Origin of the sequence: Methanoculleus receptaculi (genome assembly GCF_033472595.1) — an archaeon.
Taxonomy (GTDB): domain Archaea; phylum Halobacteriota; class Methanomicrobia; order Methanomicrobiales; family Methanoculleaceae; genus Methanoculleus; species Methanoculleus receptaculi.
The window spans coordinates 973,066-988,389 of record NZ_CP137642.1 but is presented as its reverse complement, the minus strand read 5'-3'; the positions used below and the strand labels follow the sequence as shown (position 1 = coordinate 988,389).

The window sequence follows — 15,324 nt, the reverse complement described above, 5'->3', positions numbered from 1 at the left end:
CCCGGCACGGCACTAGCCCGAGAACATCTCCTTGACGAGGTCGATGACGGAGGTAGCGAGAGCCAGGGCCTTCTCGCCTTCCTCCCGATCGAACGCCTCGTACGGCAGGCCTCCCGGAATCCCGTTCGGATAGCGGGTTGGGATATAATAGAGGTCGAGTGTCCTTGCCCGCGAGATGGTGCCGAAGGCGCTGTTGAGTGAGGAGGCCCTGTTAAGGAGGTCCGCGACGGAATGGCCGAGCACTCTCTCCTCTCCGGAGAGATAGAGGTATGCCTTGATGGCCTTCTCTGCAGCCTGCTGGGCCAGGAAGCAGGTCAGGTTGTACCTCTCGCCGGCAAAAGCATACTCTGCATCGTCAAGGTCGCGTTCTGCCTGTTTCAGCCATCGGGTTCCTTCTTTTTCGGGCTCCTGCTTCATAGAGTACAACACCGTCCTGTAACGCATTCTTAAGAAAAATCCCTTCCTGCATGGCAGCGAACTCATCCGGGGTATACACCAGAATATCCATGGCGATACGAGCATCGCGATAAAACGGCTCAAGACGTGATAAAAACTTCTTATCTGTCTCCTGAACAACGACGAGATCGAGATCGCTGTCGCAACGGACATCGCCCCGGGCAGCCGAACCGAAGAGAATTATCTTCCTGATCGAGGGGTCCCGGCTCCAGCGGTCGACGAACCTCTCCAGCTCGGTTTTAAGTCGCAGTTTGTGCTCACGTGCGGTGCCGGGGGCAGCCATACTGATTGATCGCCCCGTTGGCGCGATAAAGGTATCGAACGACCACTCTTATGGAACGGGCGCGGCCTGTCTCCCGCTCATGTCTCTCTCAAACGCTCTTCGCGGGGAGTTATAGCCGGAGATTATCATTTTCATGATGGATCCACAGCATCGGTCGAAAGCTACCGGAAGACGAAGGACGCTGGCCCCCGAACCCCGCACGCCAATCGATACACTCCATACCCCAAGAGCCCGATACTATTCCAGAAAATGAACGCCCCCGCTCTCTCCGTCGTCCTTCCCGCGCTCAACGAAGAAGCGACCATCGGCGAGTGCATCAGAAAGATCCAGAGAGTGTTTGCCGATCGAGGGCGAGATCATCATCGCCGACTCCTCCGACGACCGGACGGCGGCGATCGCCCGCGACCTCGGGGCTACGGTCGTCAGACCGGAGAAGCGGGGCTCGCGTGCGCCCGGGGACGGTATATCGTCATCGGGGATGCGGACAACACCTACGACTTCCTGGAGATCCCCAAACTCCTCGCCCGGCTCGACGCCGGCGCCGACATGGCCCTCGGCTCCCGGCTCAGGGGCGAGATCAAGCCCGGAGCGATGCCCGCCCGGTCGTCCTGCCGCCGGGCTGGACGTGTGCGCCTGCGGCGGAAGACGACGCCGACGACCTTGCCGCGCTTTACGGCGAGGTCTTTGCAACCTACCCGTTTCCCATCGCCGATCCCGGCTACCTGCGGGCGACGATGGCCGGGGACTACCGTTACTTCATCGTCCGCACCGAAGACGGCCGGCTTGCCGCGGCCTCCTCGGCGGAGATCTACCGCGAGGACGAGAACGTCGAGATGACCGATTTCGCCGTGCACCAGGCGTTCCGGGGCAAAAACCTCTCGGGCTTGCTCCTCTCCCGGATGGATGAGGAGATGCGGGCGGCCGGGATGAGGATCCGCATATCCGCACCCTCTCGGTATGCTCGAATCCGTGCGCTCCCGATCCCGGAACCGCCGCCCTGACATACGCAAACATCCTGTCCGTCTCTTCGTCCATGATACATCTCTGTTTTCCAGGGGTTGAATACGGTTCCCTTTCAGTCGGCCCTGTTCCCGTGCTCATGCCGCCGCCCGGATCCGGCCGTTGTCTCCCACCGGTGTCCCACAATGGGTTTTGTGGGACATGAAAATACATTTTGTGACCCCAAAAATATTGTTGTGGATCGCAGATGACCCACAACCGCTTCCATGACGTGTTTGTGTATATCCCGGTAATCGCAAGATATTTTGTGTGTAGGATCGCGGTTTTGATACACACAAATGGGTTTGGAGCACTCACAACCGATCCCCTTCGGTGATGGCGATCAGGCGCGGGAAGATGTAGGTCGCGGCCCGCCGCCCCGAGTTCGCGTGCCTTTCGGATGGCCACCCTGATGATCTCCCGGTCGTCGGGCATAGGAGAAGGTATGGAACCGGGGGGTAAAGAGCGATCTGGTGGGGTGCCTATCACTCCAGGTACGGAACGATCGGCTCCAGATCCCGGTACCCGATCAGCTGCCCTGTTGCCCGGCGCTGGGACCGGTCGCCCCCATAGACCACGAACGATCGATCCGGGGTGTTGCCGGAGAGCCCGTTCCAGTACGTGATCTCGTCAAAGAAGTCGGCACTTGCCGTTCTGCCCGACTTGATCTCGACCGGGACGGGATCCCACCCCTGATACTCGATGATGCAGTCGATTTCATGCCCGTGTTTGTCCCGCCAGAAGTAGAGGTTGGACTCTTTGCCCCGGGTGAACTACCCCGCCCGAGAGGCGCGGGGTAGTTCACTTTGTTGAAATTGCATCATCTCCTTAAAGAGAGGGTACACTAAATACTAATTTCACACACATTAGTAGTTGGTTAGTAGTTCGCAGGGATGAGAACTATGGAGTCGCAAAAGAAGGGGTGGTGACAGAAGAGCAAAGTCACCCGTTGGCGCCCCGATCTCACCGAAGATGAGAGTGCGGGACTCATGCTGCTAACTCTCCAGCAACAGCTTCCCGGTCACTCCATAAGACCGGCTTCACGTTATAGTTCTTCAGCGCATCCAGAACATTTCCCGGGACCGGGCGGTCAATATCGTTCAGGATGGCATAGGCTTTTGAATCAGGAGGGCGGACGTCCTTTATATCAATCCAGGCGAACGCAACCGCCTGGGCCGTATCTCTGTTTGGGCTGCTGATTGTCTTGATGATTCGTTCCGGCTGGCTATAGGACTTGGGGATGATGAAGTCAAAGAGGTGGTCGAACCCACTCTGGCCGGTGAATTTGACGTTGGCTGCGTACCGGATCTTGTGCTCCTCAAGCCAGGCGACCACATCTTCGTAGAACAGGCTCGCTGTCATCGGTGTTGCAAGTCCAAAGAGATCATTGACAGCGAGCATCGCCTGTATCAGGTTGTGTTTGCTGGGTGCGAAGTTTGCAGCAGATGTCTGCACTTCGAGCCTATCTCCGCTCAGTTTCACGCCAAACCCGTTGAGCGTCATCATCAACAGAGACTTTCTCTTCGGAGTATCAAGTCTGCAACCGGACAACTCCAGATCCTGGAGGATGTATCCAGCATCGGTGAGAACATAGTCGCCGTTCCGGCGCCGGGCGTAGATCTGGAGATAGTCGTTGTGCCGGTCGAGGTAGGGTGTTGTGATCTCCACCCACTCGTCCACCTGCCTTATTAGAGTCTTTTCCTTGAGCCAACGGGCGTATTCGTCCACCAGGCTCTGGATCTCATCGATCATTGGATGCCCTTCTGAAATTCGCGGAACTGGGGTTTCCGGAGGACTGTCTCCCCGTATCGGGTCTTGAGGGATCGGTCCTTGTAGCCGTTCCGATGCGCTTTCCGCGCATCGGTGCGTTCGTACTGGGCGGCTCCTGCCTGCTGGAGGGCCTCTGCGAGCATCACCTGGGTCTTCATGCCATTCTCCTGATCGGAAAGATAATCTTCGATTAACGGTAAGGGATCCATGGCCAATTCAATTTTACAGAACTTTCGTTACGTTACCAAATCGTTCAACATCAGGTGGGAAGAAGCCACAGGAGACTACGCCACCTTTGAGATCATCCGGGGAGAAAACCTCCAGGAGGAGATATTACGCTGTGGATATACTCCAAAGCATGGATACGAAATTAGACCTGTGGCCGGACAAGCAGGACCAGAGCCCAGGTCGCGAGAGAGACGAAAGAAGAGATTGCCGGGCTCCGGAGTGACACCAGGAAGCACCTTGATGATGACTTATGGATTAGGTCTCTGAGTATCGGAGTCAAGTGAACTACGGACTGCAGCCCCGAATCCCCCGGCGAAAGGAAGGACGAGACACCTGTGCCTGGGGAGGAGGCTACCTGCGCGAATAATCCTTATGGGCTTTCTCGATCGTCATGATCTTCTCGATCTCAACGACGTTCTCCTCAGGCTCTATGATGTAAAAGACAGTCAACTACCCACCCCCTAAAGGGGTGGGCTTGCCCTTCCATCTCTCCTCTACTTGATTCGAGGAGTGGAGTGCAATAGGCTGGTTGACGGCAGCCCTGAGTGCAATATTTTTGGCGGCATTGATATCAGCGTTCTCCGAATGACCGCACTCCAGACAGACAAACTCAGACTGCGACTTCCGGTTCTCTTTGCTGACAAAACCGCAGACTGAACATTGCTGCGAAGTATAGCGGGGGTCAACAAACACCACCGGAACACCAAGGAGTTGTGCCTTGTACTGGATGAACGATGCCAACTCATAGAACGCCCATTTGCCGAGAGCAGACCGTAATGGCTTAGAAACCGTGCTACCGGGTTGAATCCCTTTCAGGTCTTCAAGGGCAATCGCCCGGTTCGTGCCTTGTGCCGTTTCAACGATCTGCTTTGAGATACAATGATTCGTGTCTTTCTTGAATCTCCTCTCTCTTCTTGAGATCCGCTTCAGATGCTTTTTCGCATCCCAGGTCCCAACGGATTGAAGTCGCGCCTTGAGTGCCGAGTATCGTTTCCGCACAGCCTCGCACTTCTCGCCGGAGAACTGGACTCCATCGTTTGTGGTTGCCAGATTGGTGACCCCCAGATCCACGCCGAGGATGCCGTCGGGGTTCTCAATCTGCTTCTCTTCCGGGATGTCGACGACCAGCATCAGGTAGAAGACCCCATCAAAGTAGATGAGATCCGCCTGTCCTCTGATCCGGGTTTGATCGAGGGGTCGGTAATCCCCATACACCATTGGAACCAGTGTCCGACCATTGAGTGTTAGGATCGATACCCGATCTGCACCTTTAATCGTCAGGTTCCGATGGTCGTAGGCGACAGCCCCATGAGACTTGAAGGTATGTTTCACAGACCGGTCGATCTTGTAACTCTCGGAGACTTTGCTGACCGCTCGGACGACCATCTGAGCAGAAAGACCGAATCTCTCCCGAACCTCGTAGTAGAGGATCTTCTGGAGTCTGATCTTCCCAAACGTTCGGTTCGACCATGCTACGTCGGAGATGTAGTTACAGGCTTCGTTGAATCGCTCCATTGTTTTCAGGAGATCGTCGTGTTGTTCCTGCGACGTCAGCAACTTCACCTTTATTGTAAGTAGCATGATGTAGAGAATCCCTGGTTCTTTAGGTATAAATAGGTGCTTATGACGGTATTCCACCCACCCCTAAAGGGGTGGGCTTCCTGCCTGTTTGATCGGTGAAGGATCTGCTGATATGGAGGCGGTAGATGGCAGGGGGATGGGGATACTCAAGTTTTTCCTTGTCTCGGTCTCCCGGAAATGGGTTCTCCGCGAGTTCCTGGATCTTTTCAACGACGATACGCCGGGTTTTGGGGGGGAGCCCCTTCAAGAACTCCCGTGCCCTTCTCTCGATCAGAATGGCAAACACGCTTTCCCGCTTCCGATACCTCAGTCATCCTGTAGGATCTCGTCCGGGTCGAAGGCTACGAACTCACCGCTCTCCTCGATCTCGACGATCATCTTCCAGTCGCGATAGTCCCGCTCTCGCCGGATCATCCGGGACAGAAGATCGTCGTAACTCTCCCCTGCCTCTTTGAGATCGTGCAGGTCTCTCCAGGTGGGTTCTTTCACAGGAATGCGCTTGATCTGGCTGCCGATATCGCGTGTGGCGGAAGACATACATGTCTGTAGATAGGGATGGTATTTATTAATTTGCATATTTGCCACAATGAATAAAAGTGCCACTCGTGCTGTGCTCCTGCCCCGAGCCTGCGGTTCATCACGTCTCCCTGAGGGGAACAGGGTCGGCGATGCCTCCCCTTGATGAAACTCACCAGGGGACGCTCGTTCTTCTCCCGGCCGGCGATTCCGCAGTGTTCCAGATCTGATGACCGTCAAAAAGACGCTCTCTGACCGTGTCCACTCCTGTCCGCAGTGTGGGCTCGCGACCAGAACGCGGGCGTTCAACATTATGAGAAATACCCAGGATGCCTCTGATTTACTTCCCGCTTTGCCCCCTTCACCCCCCCTGCGATATAAAAAGTGGTATATACTGAGTGTTCGCAAAATAGGGTTTGATCGAGAATGGCCAATGGCGGGAGTGAGAGGATGAGAGGACAACAGCACAGGAAATAATGCTCCTCGAACACCTGGTCTACTCTACGGCGATCGCTATCGTCCTTGGCACGCTCTACCGGAGGTATACCGGGAGGGATCACGCCTGGCTCGTTGTCGCGAGCGCGTATCTGCCGGATCTCGATATCGTCGCGGACGGCCTGCTGCAGCGTATCGGGATCACGGTCATGGTGCATGGGAGCCCCATCAGGCACGGATACTTCCACAACGTTGCGGTCATGCTGGCGTATGCGGTCATTGTGGCGCTCCTGCTCCACCCGGTCGGGGTCAGGCTCGTGGACTCGTTCTTCTTTGCCGCCGCAGGGTTTGGAGCGCACCTCTTCGAGGACGCCCTGGTATATGAAGGGGGCTACGCGTTCTTCTGGCCGCTCTCAAACCAGCACTACGGTATCGGGGCGTTTGAGTACACCCGGGACTGGTATGGGGTCGCGAATACCGAAGTCCTGGTCGTCGGGGTCATAGCACTGGTCGGTGCTCTGGTGTTCTGGTGGGCATTGGAGAAGAAGGGCTGGAAGGTGGGTGGTTGAGAGCGGTGATCTCTTTCTGGCCGGGTTCCGCGCCGGGAGAAGAGCGGCGTGCAGAGACAAGGGGGGTGATTCCTCCACCGATGCAGCGGCCGGGGAGTGGGTCACCACCTCCAGGTGAGAACCTTTTTAATTCTACCAGCGCCCACCCTATGGTATGATCCTCGAAGAGGTCGTCGCCTTCAGTGAAGAGGTTGACGCAGTGGAGTTTATCAGTTTTCTCAAGAGCAAGGGCTGCCGCGCCAGAAGAGAGGTCCGGGGGATCGCCAACGCCGATGATGTGGTGGAGGGAGCGCTCGATGACCTGATAGCCTGGTTCGAGGAGGCTGCCGCGCAGAGCGGGGAAGAGCCGCCAGAGTTATCGGATGACACCCAGTGGTTCCTGGAGGGCGCGGAGAAGTACCGGCGCCAGCGCGACCAGATAGCGGCGCTGCTGGAGGGGCATAAGCCGGGGGATATCCTCTACACCAACGATGACCTCAAGCGGTCGCAGGAGGATCTGTTCCGCAAGGTGGCGGACAAGGCCCGGGAATGGATAGAGGGGAAGAAAGATGCCGGTGAAGAACTGGATGAGTCGGCGCTGTTTGAGATCCTGTTCGGTGACCACGATCTCCTGCCGGCGGACGCTCCCCTCTTCGTGCTCCACGCAGTGTTGATGAGAAACGGTATCTTAGAGGAGACGCCTGAAGGCTACCGGCTGACCCGGGAGACCCCCGCCGGGCAGGTTGTGTTGGAGATCTCCACCGATAACCTGCCTGATCTCGATATCGACCTCCCGGAGGACGCCGGGCTGAAGAGAAAGGCCGTCTACTGGATCGATCCCCTCTACCAGGTTGTTATCGACCCCGCGATCCATTTTGCCTGCGAGCCGGACGAGGTGCTCACCGCCCTGGAGGGCACCACCGTGGATATCAAGTCTGCGACCGCCCTGGAGGACAACCTCAGGGTGAAGGGGTTCATCATCTCGACACTCCTCGAGGAGGTGAGGCAGAAGCCGGGGATCTCGGTGGACGACCTCTCGGGCCTTCTCCGGGTGGAGACGGTCGATGAGGATGGAGAGTTGATGACGTATGAGATCGCCATAGACCGGCGCATGGCCTCAAGCATCGTCGCCGAACTGCGCAAGGTGGGCATACTCACAGGGAGCGATCAGAAGATCAAGATCGGGGGGACGCCCGGCGGCAGGAAGAGACATAATCGGTGAGGCGTGGGATGATTGTGCCAGGAGAGATGAACAGGATTTCGGCAGGGTGTTAACATCAAGCCGCGGAGGTGCTCATCCTACCCGTGGCACCGTATCGAGGCTACAGAGGAGGCCCGGCGCCGTGCGGCAGAGAGGATCGAGCGGCTGAAAAGACGTGGATAAGGCCGGATGATGGAGGCGGGTTTTGATAGGCGTCCGCCGGGACGCGGCAGTGCATCGATGGAGAGATTCCTCCCCGGCGAAGACGGTTTCAAAAAAACTACATGATGCATCTGGGGCCAGTGAAGGCTGATCGCTTTTTGGGAGTTGAGCCCGTGGAAAAAGAGGCTGGTTTTTTAAGTATTTATTCAGTCGTCTTTCCATCGAAGTGCTCGTTGTCGGCCATGGCCTCCTGGCGAGTCAGGTGGATGACCCCGTCGCGGTGCTCGGGCGGTGAGTAGATCGTGTAGAGTTTTAGAGGAGCCTTCTTTGAGGTGTTGATCACGTTGTGGTTCGCGCCGTTTGGCACGACCACAGCGGTGCCGTCCCTGACCGGGTGCTCAACACCATCGATCACGACGACACCCTCCCCCTCCTCAAACCGGAAGAACTGGTCGACGTCCTCGTGCACCTCCGCACCGATCTCCTCGCCGGGCTTGAGGCACATCAGCACAACCTGACTGTAGTTCCCGGTATACAGGACGCGGCGGAAGTAGGTGTTCTTCTTCGTCTCGGTCTCGATATCCGTTACAAATCCCTTCTTCATCGCAGAACCTCCTTCGAGTGTTATTGACAAACTGTATATAGAACTGTTAATATTTAACTTTTGAGCCGTGCTCGCCTATTCGCAGGAAAAGACGTTTTCGGTGAGATGCAGGAGACAGGGGCGGGGAGAAGTCCCGTCCCCCCCAGGGGCGATTCCCCATCGATACAGTGTCGGGGGATCTGGCAGTCTCTTCGCGGTCTCACCTGACACCCCCCCAAAGATCCTGCCTCTCCCCATGTGCACGGCTATCCGGTCAATCGCCAAACACTTGCCGCCCCCTCTCGAGGGGGCGGGAGGAGGCCGCGGAGCGGCCGGGTGGTGGGGGTGTTTTGGCGTCGTGATCCCGCCAAAACCTTATCTGGCGCGGAGGAGAGACCTTTGCACCATGGGCCTTCCACAGTCTTTCTACGAACGCGACACCGTGGCCGTTGCCCGTGACCTGCTCGGCTGCCTGCTCATCAATCGGGATAAAGACGGAGCGGCGGCCGGCAGGATCGTCGAGGTCGAGGCTTACCTCCGGGACGACCCTGCGGCCCACTCCTACCGCGGGATGACAGAGAGGAACAGGGCGATGTTCGGCCCGGCAGGCCACGCTTACGTCTACCGGATCTACGGCCTCCACACCTGTGTCAACGCCGTGACCGGCGCGGAAGGAAGAGGAGAGGCCGTCCTGATCCGGGCGCTCGAACCGGTTGCAGGGATCGACCTGATGCAGGCACGGCGGGGAAGGGATGACCTGATCTCGCTTGCAAACGGCCCGGGAAAACTGACGGAGGCGCTCGGTATAACGACCGACCTTGACGGAACCTCGCTCTCTTGCGGCCCGCTCCGGATCTACCCCCCAACAGCCCGCAGGGAGGAGATCGTCCAGACGACACGGGTCGGGATCACGAAGGCGGCCGACCTCCCCCTGAGGTTCTACCTGAAAGGAAACCCCTACCTCTCGCGCCGGTGATACCGGGAGCCGCACAGCGCTTCCGCGACAAAAGCAGTTATCCCGCAGGAGAGAGATAACTTACGTTCATGCCACCGGCCCGCCATCCCGCCTCATCCTTCGACGTCTTCAACGTCTATTTCGAACGGATCTACGACCCCACGATGCACGTGGTCTTCACGTTCGACGGCGGGATCGAGGCAGAGGTCATGCGGGAGGCGACGATGAGGCTGATCGCATCCGATCCGTACCTGCGGTCGCGCTACACGGAGGTCGAAGGCCGGCCGGTCTGGGAGGAGACCCCGAAAGAGTCCTGGAACGGGGCGTTCTTCATCGAGCAGGGCGGCCAGCCGCTCACGACGCCCCCGCCGCCGCTTGACGTCCGAAAGGGGCCGCAGGTTCGGGTCGGGCTGTACCGGGATGGCGAGGGCGACCGTCTCGCGGTCACCTGCCATCACGGGTTCTGCGACGCCGGCGGCGCCCTTGCCATTGCGCGGGACGTCTTCTCGGTCTACCGCAGGCTCATGGAGAACCGCGATCACCGGCCGCCAGAGCGAAACCCCTGCAACCGGAGCATAAAGAGGATCCTCAACCTTCACACCAGGGAGGAGAGGAGGGAGGCGCTTGCCGGGGAGGAGCCTTTCGTCGACCGCTGGAGTTTCCCGGCCGAGCGCCCGGGCCGGGGAAGACCGCGGGTTGCGTCCAGGACGCTTGCGCCCGAAAGGCTCAAACTCATAAAAGCGTTTGGAAAGGAGCACGGCGCCACTGTTAACGACGTCCTCGTCGCCGCGTTCTTCCTGGCCTTCCGGAAGATCCGGGACGACCCCTCCGACATAGGCTCGCCCCGCTCCATCCTGACGTCGGTCGACCTCCGGCGGAGGTACCCGGGGCTCTACGACGACTGCCCCATTGCGAACCTCTCTGCCGCATACGAGATCACCCTCACCGAGGGGGCGGGGCTTGAGGATATAATAGGTGACGTTGCGGCGATAACGACACGCCGCAAGGCCGGGCACCTCGGGCTTGCGGCAATCCTCTTCTACGAGGGGATCATCGCCCGCGGGATGCCGGCGGTGCTGGAGTTCTTCGATGATATGATCGAGCGCTACACCGCCTCCGGGCTCAAGAACCCGGTCTTCTCCAATCTCGGGGTCTTTGACCCGGGTGAGTTCCTCCCCGTCCCGGGGAAGGGGGGTGAAGACCTGGATATCCTGGATATCCGGTACCTCCCCTGTGTCTGCTGGCCCTACGGGTTCCTGATGATAGCATCCACCTTCCGCGACCGCCTGACCCTGGCCAGCGCCTACGAGGATGGACCCTACTCGACGGCGGTGGTGGAGCGGTTCCTGGGCTACGTGGACGGCTGCCTGCCGTGAGGCGGCGGTTGTAAGGGGCCTGTCGCCTCCAGGGTTCACTTCTGGATAAGGGCTTTCCCGGCGCTCCAGGCGTTCCCGACGGCCTCGCCGAGGCCGTGGTAAGCGTTGTCGGCCATGGTCAGGACGAGCGGGTTGATGGCCACGTAGTCGGGTTTCCCATCAACTGTCACCGCTTCATCGGCATACGCCGTCACGATCTCGCCGATGAAGGCCGTGTGGCTGGGCAGCGGAACGGTCTGGAAGACCCGGCACTCGAAGTTGACCGGGCAGTCCCGGATCATGGGTGCTTTCTTGAGTTTCCCGTAGAAGACCTCAAATAATCCCGATTTATCGACCTCCGCTCCGGAGACGAGCCCGCAGTAGTCGGTCTTATCCAGGAGGGCCGGCGAGGGGACGTTCACCGAGAACGCCCCGGTCTCCAGGATCCCCTTTGTTGTATGATGGTTCCTTGCGAGTGCGCAGAGGATCATCGGCGGGTTTCCGTTCACCTGCGTGCACCAGCCTGCGGGCATGAAGTTCACCTTTCCGCCAACCTCTGCCCCGATGAGCACGATAGGCATCGGGAGGGCAAAGTTTCCGTTGATCTCTCTCTTCTCCATGGTTATCACCTCGCACGGCGGTCCGCCAGCCGCGATGGGGGCGCTGACGGACGCTGTGTTATGGTAAAATAGATCCTTTGGGGATATATAGGATATACGCATATTTTAGTAAGATACTTTCATTGGTGTAACTATGGCCTACACGAAGAACGGCAAGACCTTCCACTGCCCCATCGAGGCGGCGCTCGATGTAATCGGGGGGAAGTGGAAGCCGCTGATACTATGGCACCTCTGCGGCGGTATCAAACGGTTCTCCGAGCTGCAGCGCGAACTGCCGGGGGTCAACGCAAAGATGCTCACAAAACAGCTCCGGGAACTCGAGGGGGACGGTCTTGTTATGCGGACGGTCTACCCGGAGGTGCCGCCACGGGTGGAGTATGCCATCACCGGGTTTGGAAGGACGCTGGTACCGGTGATGGAAGCACTCTGTGCCTGGGGCCTTGAGTATCTCGGTATCGACGATGAGGGCACGTGCCGGTGCGCAAAAGAAGGGAGAAGTTGAGTGGCCATCAAACCAATGATCTTGAGGTTCCGCTGCGGCCCGGCACCTGTGAGGGCGGGCAGTGTGGGGCGATTGGCACGATAGCCGTGTCAGGGGAGTGGAACAGGATTTCAGTCAAGGGTGTTCACGTTGACGGCAGAGGGAGGATCTCTCCCGTGGCAGTGTATCGATGGAGAATCGCCCCCCACGGGGGAGGGGCTGACGGGGAGGGGATGGAACGCCCCTTCCCCTGTCTCCTGCATCTCACCGAAAACGTCTTTTCCTGCGAATAGGCGAGCCACCCCCACCGCCCGCCCGCTCCGCGGCCTCCTCCCGCCCCCTCGAGAGGGGGCGGGCAAGTGTTTGGCGATTGACCGGATAGCCGTGCACAGGGGGAGAGACAGGATCTTCGGTGAGGTTCTCGCCTGAAACCGGGTGAGGGGATGCTATTCACTGGCAGTGTATCAATGGGGAATCGTCCCCATGGGGGAGGGGCTGACGGGGAGGGGGACGGGACTTCTCCCCGCCCCTGTCTCCTGCATCTCCGATTGAACGGTGTTCATAGACCACCCCCCCTGCGAGATGAGGCGGGCAGTGTGGGGCGATTGACCGGATAGCCGTGCCACAGGGGGAGAGACAGGATCTTCGGTGAGGTTCTCGCCTGAAACCGGGTGAGGGGATGCACTCCGTTGCACCGTATCGATGGAGAATCGCCCCCTGGGCGTTTGGGTGGAAACGCCCCCCATCTCTCCCCGGAATGTTGTCTTTGCAAAAATATCCTGGGGGTAGAGCGCGGTCTGTGGCGATGGAGATTCACCGGCCCAATCTTTGATGGCCGCCCTCTCGGCCGCCGGCGGGTTGCCCAAATACTTTATATACCTTCGCTGATAACGAGTAGGTATGAAACCTACAAACGCTGAAGCACCTGGAAACGCTGAAGCGTACTGCCTTCTTCACCGATAGCCATGCGAAAAAGAATGTAACTGTTTTCGACACCACGCTGCGCGACGGTGAACAGACACCGGGCATCTCGTTCACGCTCGAAGAGAAGCTCGCTATTGCCGAACAGCTCTCAAAAATAGGAGTACACGTCATCGAGGCAGGTTTCCCCGCGTCCTCGGAGACCGAACGCCAGAGCGTCAAAGCCGTCGTGGGTCTGGGCCTCTCGTCACAGGTCTGCGGACTGGCGCGGTCGCTCACATCCGATGTGGATGCGTGCATCGACTGCGGTGTCGATATGGTTCATGTATTCATACCGACATCCGACGTCCAGAGGGAGTACACCATCCGCAAGACACGCGAGCAGGTGCTCGATACGGTCAACGAGATCATCACGTATGCACGTGACCACGTCGACCAGTGCATGTTCTCCCCGATGGATGCCACCAGGACCGACTGGGACTACCTGATCCGGGTCTGCCGCGCCGCGATGGATGCTGGAGCCACGATCATCAACATCCCGGACACCGTCGGGGTGATCACGCCGGGCGCGATGAAACGCCTCATCGAGAGGATCGAGAGCGAGGTGAACTGCCCGCTCGACGTCCACTGCCACAACGACTTCGGGCTTGCCGTGGCAAACACCCTGGCGGCGGTCGAGGCCGGGGCGTCGCAGGTCCAGGTGACGGTGAACGGTCTCGGAGAACGGGCGGGGAACGCCGACCTTGCGCAGACGGTGATGGCCCTCACCTCCATCTATGGGATCGATACCGGCATCCGGACGACGGGCCTGGTCGAGACCTCAAGGCTTGTATCGCGCTACTCCGGGATCAGCATCCCGCCAACGCAGCCGATCGTAGGCGAGAACGCCTTCGCCCACGAGAGCGGGATCCACTCCCACGGCGTTATCACGCGCTCAGACACGTTTGAGCCCGGGATCATGACACCGGAGATGGTCGGCCACCGGCGCAGGCTCAAACTCGGGAAACACGCCGGGAAACATGCCATCAGACAGATGCTGATTGAGGTGCAGATCGAGCCAACCGATGCTCAGCTCGACGAGATCGTCCAGCGGGTGAAGGCAATTGCCGGGAAGGGCAAACGGATGACGGATGCAGACCTCTACGAGATCGCGGAGAGCGTCATGCACCTTGCACCCGACGAGAAGACCCTGGAACTCCAGGACGTCGCGATCATGACCGGGAACCATGTGATCCCGACTGCAAGCGTCAGGGCGCTCGTTGACGGGAAAGAGCACATCTTCTCGAACGTCGGCAACGGTCCTGTGGACGCGGCCGTGAAAGCGATTCTCGGGATCATGCCGGCCCCCATCCTGTTGAAGGAGTTCAACATCGAGGCGATCTCCGGGGGCACCGATGCAATCGGGCACGTCACGATCGCCGTCGAGGACGAGAAGGGCCGGGTCTTTGACGCCAGCGCCGCAAACGATGACATCGTCCTGGCCTCCGTAGAGGCGGTGGTCAATGCGATCAACCTGGTATGCAGGATGCGCAAACACGACCTGAACCAGAAAGCGTGAGAGAGAGCCTTCTCACCTTTCCTCATTCCACAAACCCTTTTTTCAGAGACCGTTGAGGAGCCGGAAGCGATTAACCCGATGGCCGTGCCACGGGGGAAACAGGGTTCCCATGGAGGGTTCAGCGATAGCCGCGGAAAAACCGTATCCATGGGAAATCGCCCCCCGTGGGGGAGGGGGATGGAAACATCCCCCATCCCCTGCGGCCGGGCCAGCGCATAGGCGGCGGTGCAGAAGAACGAACGAGAGAAAAGAGCGATTTATGCCGGAAAAATGGAGCTTTTTCGGGATGGGGCTCAGACCGGGCCCGGCGTCTTCTGTTTTCCTTCCAGCGCATCCCGAACCTGGGACGAGAGCTGCTCGTACCTCTGCTGCAGCGCCTTCTCCTGCTTCTCAAGCGACCTGAGCCGGAGTTCGAGCGTCTCGATGCGCTCGTTTATGGCTGCAACCACCTTCTCCTTGCTCTTCTGCATCATGACGCTGCCGACGTTCATGAAGACCACTGCATCCTCCGGGACATCGGCCAGGTCCTCGAGCGCGCGCCTGGCCTCGCGGATCATCATGTCATACTGCGCCTTCTGCGTGATCACGGTCTGCAGCTGCTGCTGCATCTGCTGAAGCATCACCAGCTGGTTCTGCAATTTTTGCGGTATGTTCTCCATATTCATCTCCTCC

Annotated in this window: 17 protein-coding genes and 2 pseudogenes; 8 read left to right on the top strand and 11 right to left on the bottom strand. The window is 58.9% G+C overall.

Annotated elements, in window-relative coordinates; translation table 11 throughout:
* Window positions 1–12 precede the first annotated feature (12 nt).
* Window positions 13–417 carry a HEPN domain-containing protein gene (locus R6Y96_RS05205; protein WP_318622452.1) on the bottom strand — a complete coding sequence of 135 codons (405 nt, stop codon included), beginning with the start codon at window positions 415–417 and terminating at the stop codon, window positions 13–15.
* On the bottom strand, window positions 356–739 hold the full coding sequence (locus tag R6Y96_RS05200; RefSeq protein ID WP_292364485.1) for a nucleotidyltransferase domain-containing protein: 384 nt from the start codon (window positions 737–739) through the stop codon (window positions 356–358). The genes R6Y96_RS05205 and R6Y96_RS05200 overlap by 62 nt, the downstream gene beginning before the upstream one ends.
* A 249-nt stretch (window positions 740–988) precedes the next feature.
* Between R6Y96_RS05200 and R6Y96_RS05195 the strand changes: the two genes are divergently transcribed.
* Window positions 989–1,576: a glycosyltransferase gene (locus R6Y96_RS05195; RefSeq protein WP_318622451.1), complete on the top strand. Its 588-nt coding sequence runs from the start codon at window positions 989–991 to the stop codon at window positions 1,574–1,576.
* Window positions 1,474–1,740: a GNAT family N-acetyltransferase gene (locus tag R6Y96_RS05190; protein WP_318622542.1), complete on the top strand. Its 267-nt coding sequence runs from the start codon at window positions 1,474–1,476 to the stop codon at window positions 1,738–1,740. Before R6Y96_RS05195 ends, R6Y96_RS05190 begins: the two co-directional genes overlap by 103 nt.
* Window positions 1,741–2,223: 483 nt before the next feature.
* On the opposite strand, the pseudogene R6Y96_RS05185 reads toward R6Y96_RS05190, so the two are convergent.
* The 6 genes and pseudogenes from R6Y96_RS05185 to R6Y96_RS05160 all read right to left on the bottom strand — a co-directional run.
* Window positions 2,224–2,487 (bottom strand): annotated as a pseudogene (locus R6Y96_RS05185) (DUF4143 domain-containing protein); the annotation flags it as partial.
* Window positions 2,488–2,725: 238 nt separating this feature from the next.
* The gene (locus R6Y96_RS05180; RefSeq protein WP_318622450.1) at window positions 2,726–3,490 is read right to left on the bottom strand and encodes a DUF1829 domain-containing protein; all 765 of its coding nucleotides are present in this window, start codon (window positions 3,488–3,490) and stop codon (window positions 2,726–2,728) included.
* Between the two features lie 17 nt (window positions 3,491–3,507).
* Window positions 3,508–3,717, bottom strand: a pseudogene (locus tag R6Y96_RS05175) (transposase); the annotation flags it as partial.
* A gap of 469 nt (window positions 3,718–4,186) precedes the next feature.
* Window positions 4,187–5,317: an RNA-guided endonuclease InsQ/TnpB family protein gene (locus tag R6Y96_RS05170; protein ID WP_318622449.1), complete on the bottom strand. Its 1,131-nt coding sequence runs from the start codon at window positions 5,315–5,317 to the stop codon at window positions 4,187–4,189.
* Between the two features lie 40 nt (window positions 5,318–5,357).
* A complete protein-coding gene (locus R6Y96_RS05165) occupies window positions 5,358–5,603 on the bottom strand; it encodes a type II toxin-antitoxin system RelE family toxin (RefSeq protein WP_318622448.1) in 246 nt (81 codons plus the stop codon).
* 20 nt (window positions 5,604–5,623) lie between these two features.
* The gene (locus R6Y96_RS05160; RefSeq protein WP_214022693.1) at window positions 5,624–5,854 is read right to left on the bottom strand and encodes a hypothetical protein; all 231 of its coding nucleotides are present in this window, start codon (window positions 5,852–5,854) and stop codon (window positions 5,624–5,626) included.
* Between the two features lie 455 nt (window positions 5,855–6,309).
* Between R6Y96_RS05160 and R6Y96_RS05155 the strand changes: the two genes are divergently transcribed.
* Together R6Y96_RS05155 and R6Y96_RS05150 are read left to right on the top strand one after the other, a co-directional pair.
* Window positions 6,310–6,837: a metal-dependent hydrolase gene (locus tag R6Y96_RS05155; protein ID WP_318622447.1), complete on the top strand. Its 528-nt coding sequence runs from the start codon at window positions 6,310–6,312 to the stop codon at window positions 6,835–6,837.
* A gap of 154 nt (window positions 6,838–6,991) precedes the next feature.
* On the top strand, window positions 6,992–8,038 hold the full coding sequence (locus R6Y96_RS05150; RefSeq protein ID WP_318622446.1) for a hypothetical protein: 1,047 nt from the start codon (window positions 6,992–6,994) through the stop codon (window positions 8,036–8,038).
* A 343-nt stretch (window positions 8,039–8,381) separates the two neighbouring features.
* On the opposite strand, the gene R6Y96_RS05145 is transcribed toward R6Y96_RS05150, so the two are convergent.
* Window positions 8,382–8,783 (bottom strand): cupin domain-containing protein, encoded by a 402-nt coding sequence (locus R6Y96_RS05145; protein ID WP_318622445.1) that lies wholly within the window; start codon window positions 8,781–8,783, stop codon window positions 8,382–8,384.
* Window positions 8,784–9,168: 385 nt separating this feature from the next.
* Here R6Y96_RS05145 and R6Y96_RS05140 point away from each other — a divergent pair, with 385 nt between their 5' ends.
* Both R6Y96_RS05140 and R6Y96_RS05135 read left to right on the top strand, forming a co-directional pair.
* The gene (locus R6Y96_RS05140) at window positions 9,169–9,738 is read left to right on the top strand and encodes a DNA-3-methyladenine glycosylase (protein ID WP_318622444.1); all 570 of its coding nucleotides are present in this window, start codon (window positions 9,169–9,171) and stop codon (window positions 9,736–9,738) included.
* A 68-nt stretch (window positions 9,739–9,806) separates the two neighbouring features.
* Window positions 9,807–11,093 carry a condensation domain-containing protein gene (locus tag R6Y96_RS05135; protein WP_318622443.1) on the top strand — a complete coding sequence of 429 codons (1,287 nt, stop codon included), beginning with the start codon at window positions 9,807–9,809 and terminating at the stop codon, window positions 11,091–11,093.
* Window positions 11,094–11,128: 35 nt separating this feature from the next.
* Here the strand turns inward: R6Y96_RS05135 and R6Y96_RS05130 are convergent, their stop codons facing one another.
* Window positions 11,129–11,692 (bottom strand): flavin reductase family protein, encoded by a 564-nt coding sequence (locus R6Y96_RS05130; protein WP_318622442.1) that lies wholly within the window; start codon window positions 11,690–11,692, stop codon window positions 11,129–11,131.
* Between the two features lie 133 nt (window positions 11,693–11,825).
* Here R6Y96_RS05130 and R6Y96_RS05125 point away from each other — a divergent pair, with 133 nt between their 5' ends.
* Both R6Y96_RS05125 and R6Y96_RS05120 read left to right on the top strand, forming a co-directional pair.
* The gene (locus R6Y96_RS05125; RefSeq protein ID WP_318622441.1) at window positions 11,826–12,194 is read left to right on the top strand and encodes a winged helix-turn-helix transcriptional regulator; all 369 of its coding nucleotides are present in this window, start codon (window positions 11,826–11,828) and stop codon (window positions 12,192–12,194) included.
* A gap of 913 nt (window positions 12,195–13,107) precedes the next feature.
* The gene (locus R6Y96_RS05120) at window positions 13,108–14,652 is read left to right on the top strand and encodes a 2-isopropylmalate synthase (protein WP_318622488.1); all 1,545 of its coding nucleotides are present in this window, start codon (window positions 13,108–13,110) and stop codon (window positions 14,650–14,652) included.
* A gap of 293 nt (window positions 14,653–14,945) precedes the next feature.
* On the opposite strand, the gene R6Y96_RS05115 is transcribed toward R6Y96_RS05120, so the two are convergent.
* Complete coding sequence (locus tag R6Y96_RS05115; RefSeq protein WP_318622440.1) at window positions 14,946–15,311, bottom strand: prefoldin subunit beta; 366 nt, start codon at window positions 15,309–15,311, stop codon at window positions 14,946–14,948.
* Window positions 15,312–15,324: the final 13 nt, after the last annotated feature.

Coding starts and splice junctions, on each gene's coding strand:
- R6Y96_RS05205 (WP_318622452.1), bottom strand. CDS start 417: ATGAAGCAGGAGCCCGAAAAAGAAGGAACCCGATGGCTGAAACAGGCA.
- R6Y96_RS05160 (WP_214022693.1), bottom strand. CDS start 5,854: ATGTCTTCCGCCACACGCGATATCGGCAGCCAGATCAAGCGCATTCCT.
- R6Y96_RS05145 (WP_318622445.1), bottom strand. CDS start 8,783: ATGAAGAAGGGATTTGTAACGGATATCGAGACCGAGACGAAGAAGAAC.
- R6Y96_RS05140 (WP_318622444.1), top strand. CDS start 9,169: ATGGGCCTTCCACAGTCTTTCTACGAACGCGACACCGTGGCCGTTGCC.
- R6Y96_RS05180 (WP_318622450.1), bottom strand. CDS start 3,490: ATGATCGATGAGATCCAGAGCCTGGTGGACGAATACGCCCGTTGGCTC.
- R6Y96_RS05130 (WP_318622442.1), bottom strand. CDS start 11,692: ATGGAGAAGAGAGAGATCAACGGAAACTTTGCCCTCCCGATGCCTATC.
- R6Y96_RS05190 (WP_318622542.1), top strand. CDS start 1,474: ATGGCCGGGGACTACCGTTACTTCATCGTCCGCACCGAAGACGGCCGG.
- R6Y96_RS05195 (WP_318622451.1), top strand. CDS start 989: ATGAACGCCCCCGCTCTCTCCGTCGTCCTTCCCGCGCTCAACGAAGAA.
- R6Y96_RS05135 (WP_318622443.1), top strand. CDS start 9,807: ATGCCACCGGCCCGCCATCCCGCCTCATCCTTCGACGTCTTCAACGTC.
- R6Y96_RS05115 (WP_318622440.1), bottom strand. CDS start 15,311: ATGGAGAACATACCGCAAAAATTGCAGAACCAGCTGGTGATGCTTCAG.
- R6Y96_RS05125 (WP_318622441.1), top strand. CDS start 11,826: ATGGCCTACACGAAGAACGGCAAGACCTTCCACTGCCCCATCGAGGCG.
- R6Y96_RS05150 (WP_318622446.1), top strand. CDS start 6,992: ATGATCCTCGAAGAGGTCGTCGCCTTCAGTGAAGAGGTTGACGCAGTG.
- R6Y96_RS05200 (WP_292364485.1), bottom strand. CDS start 739: ATGGCTGCCCCCGGCACCGCACGTGAGCACAAACTGCGACTTAAAACC.
- R6Y96_RS05170 (WP_318622449.1), bottom strand. CDS start 5,317: ATGCTACTTACAATAAAGGTGAAGTTGCTGACGTCGCAGGAACAACAC.
- R6Y96_RS05155 (WP_318622447.1), top strand. CDS start 6,310: ATGCTCCTCGAACACCTGGTCTACTCTACGGCGATCGCTATCGTCCTT.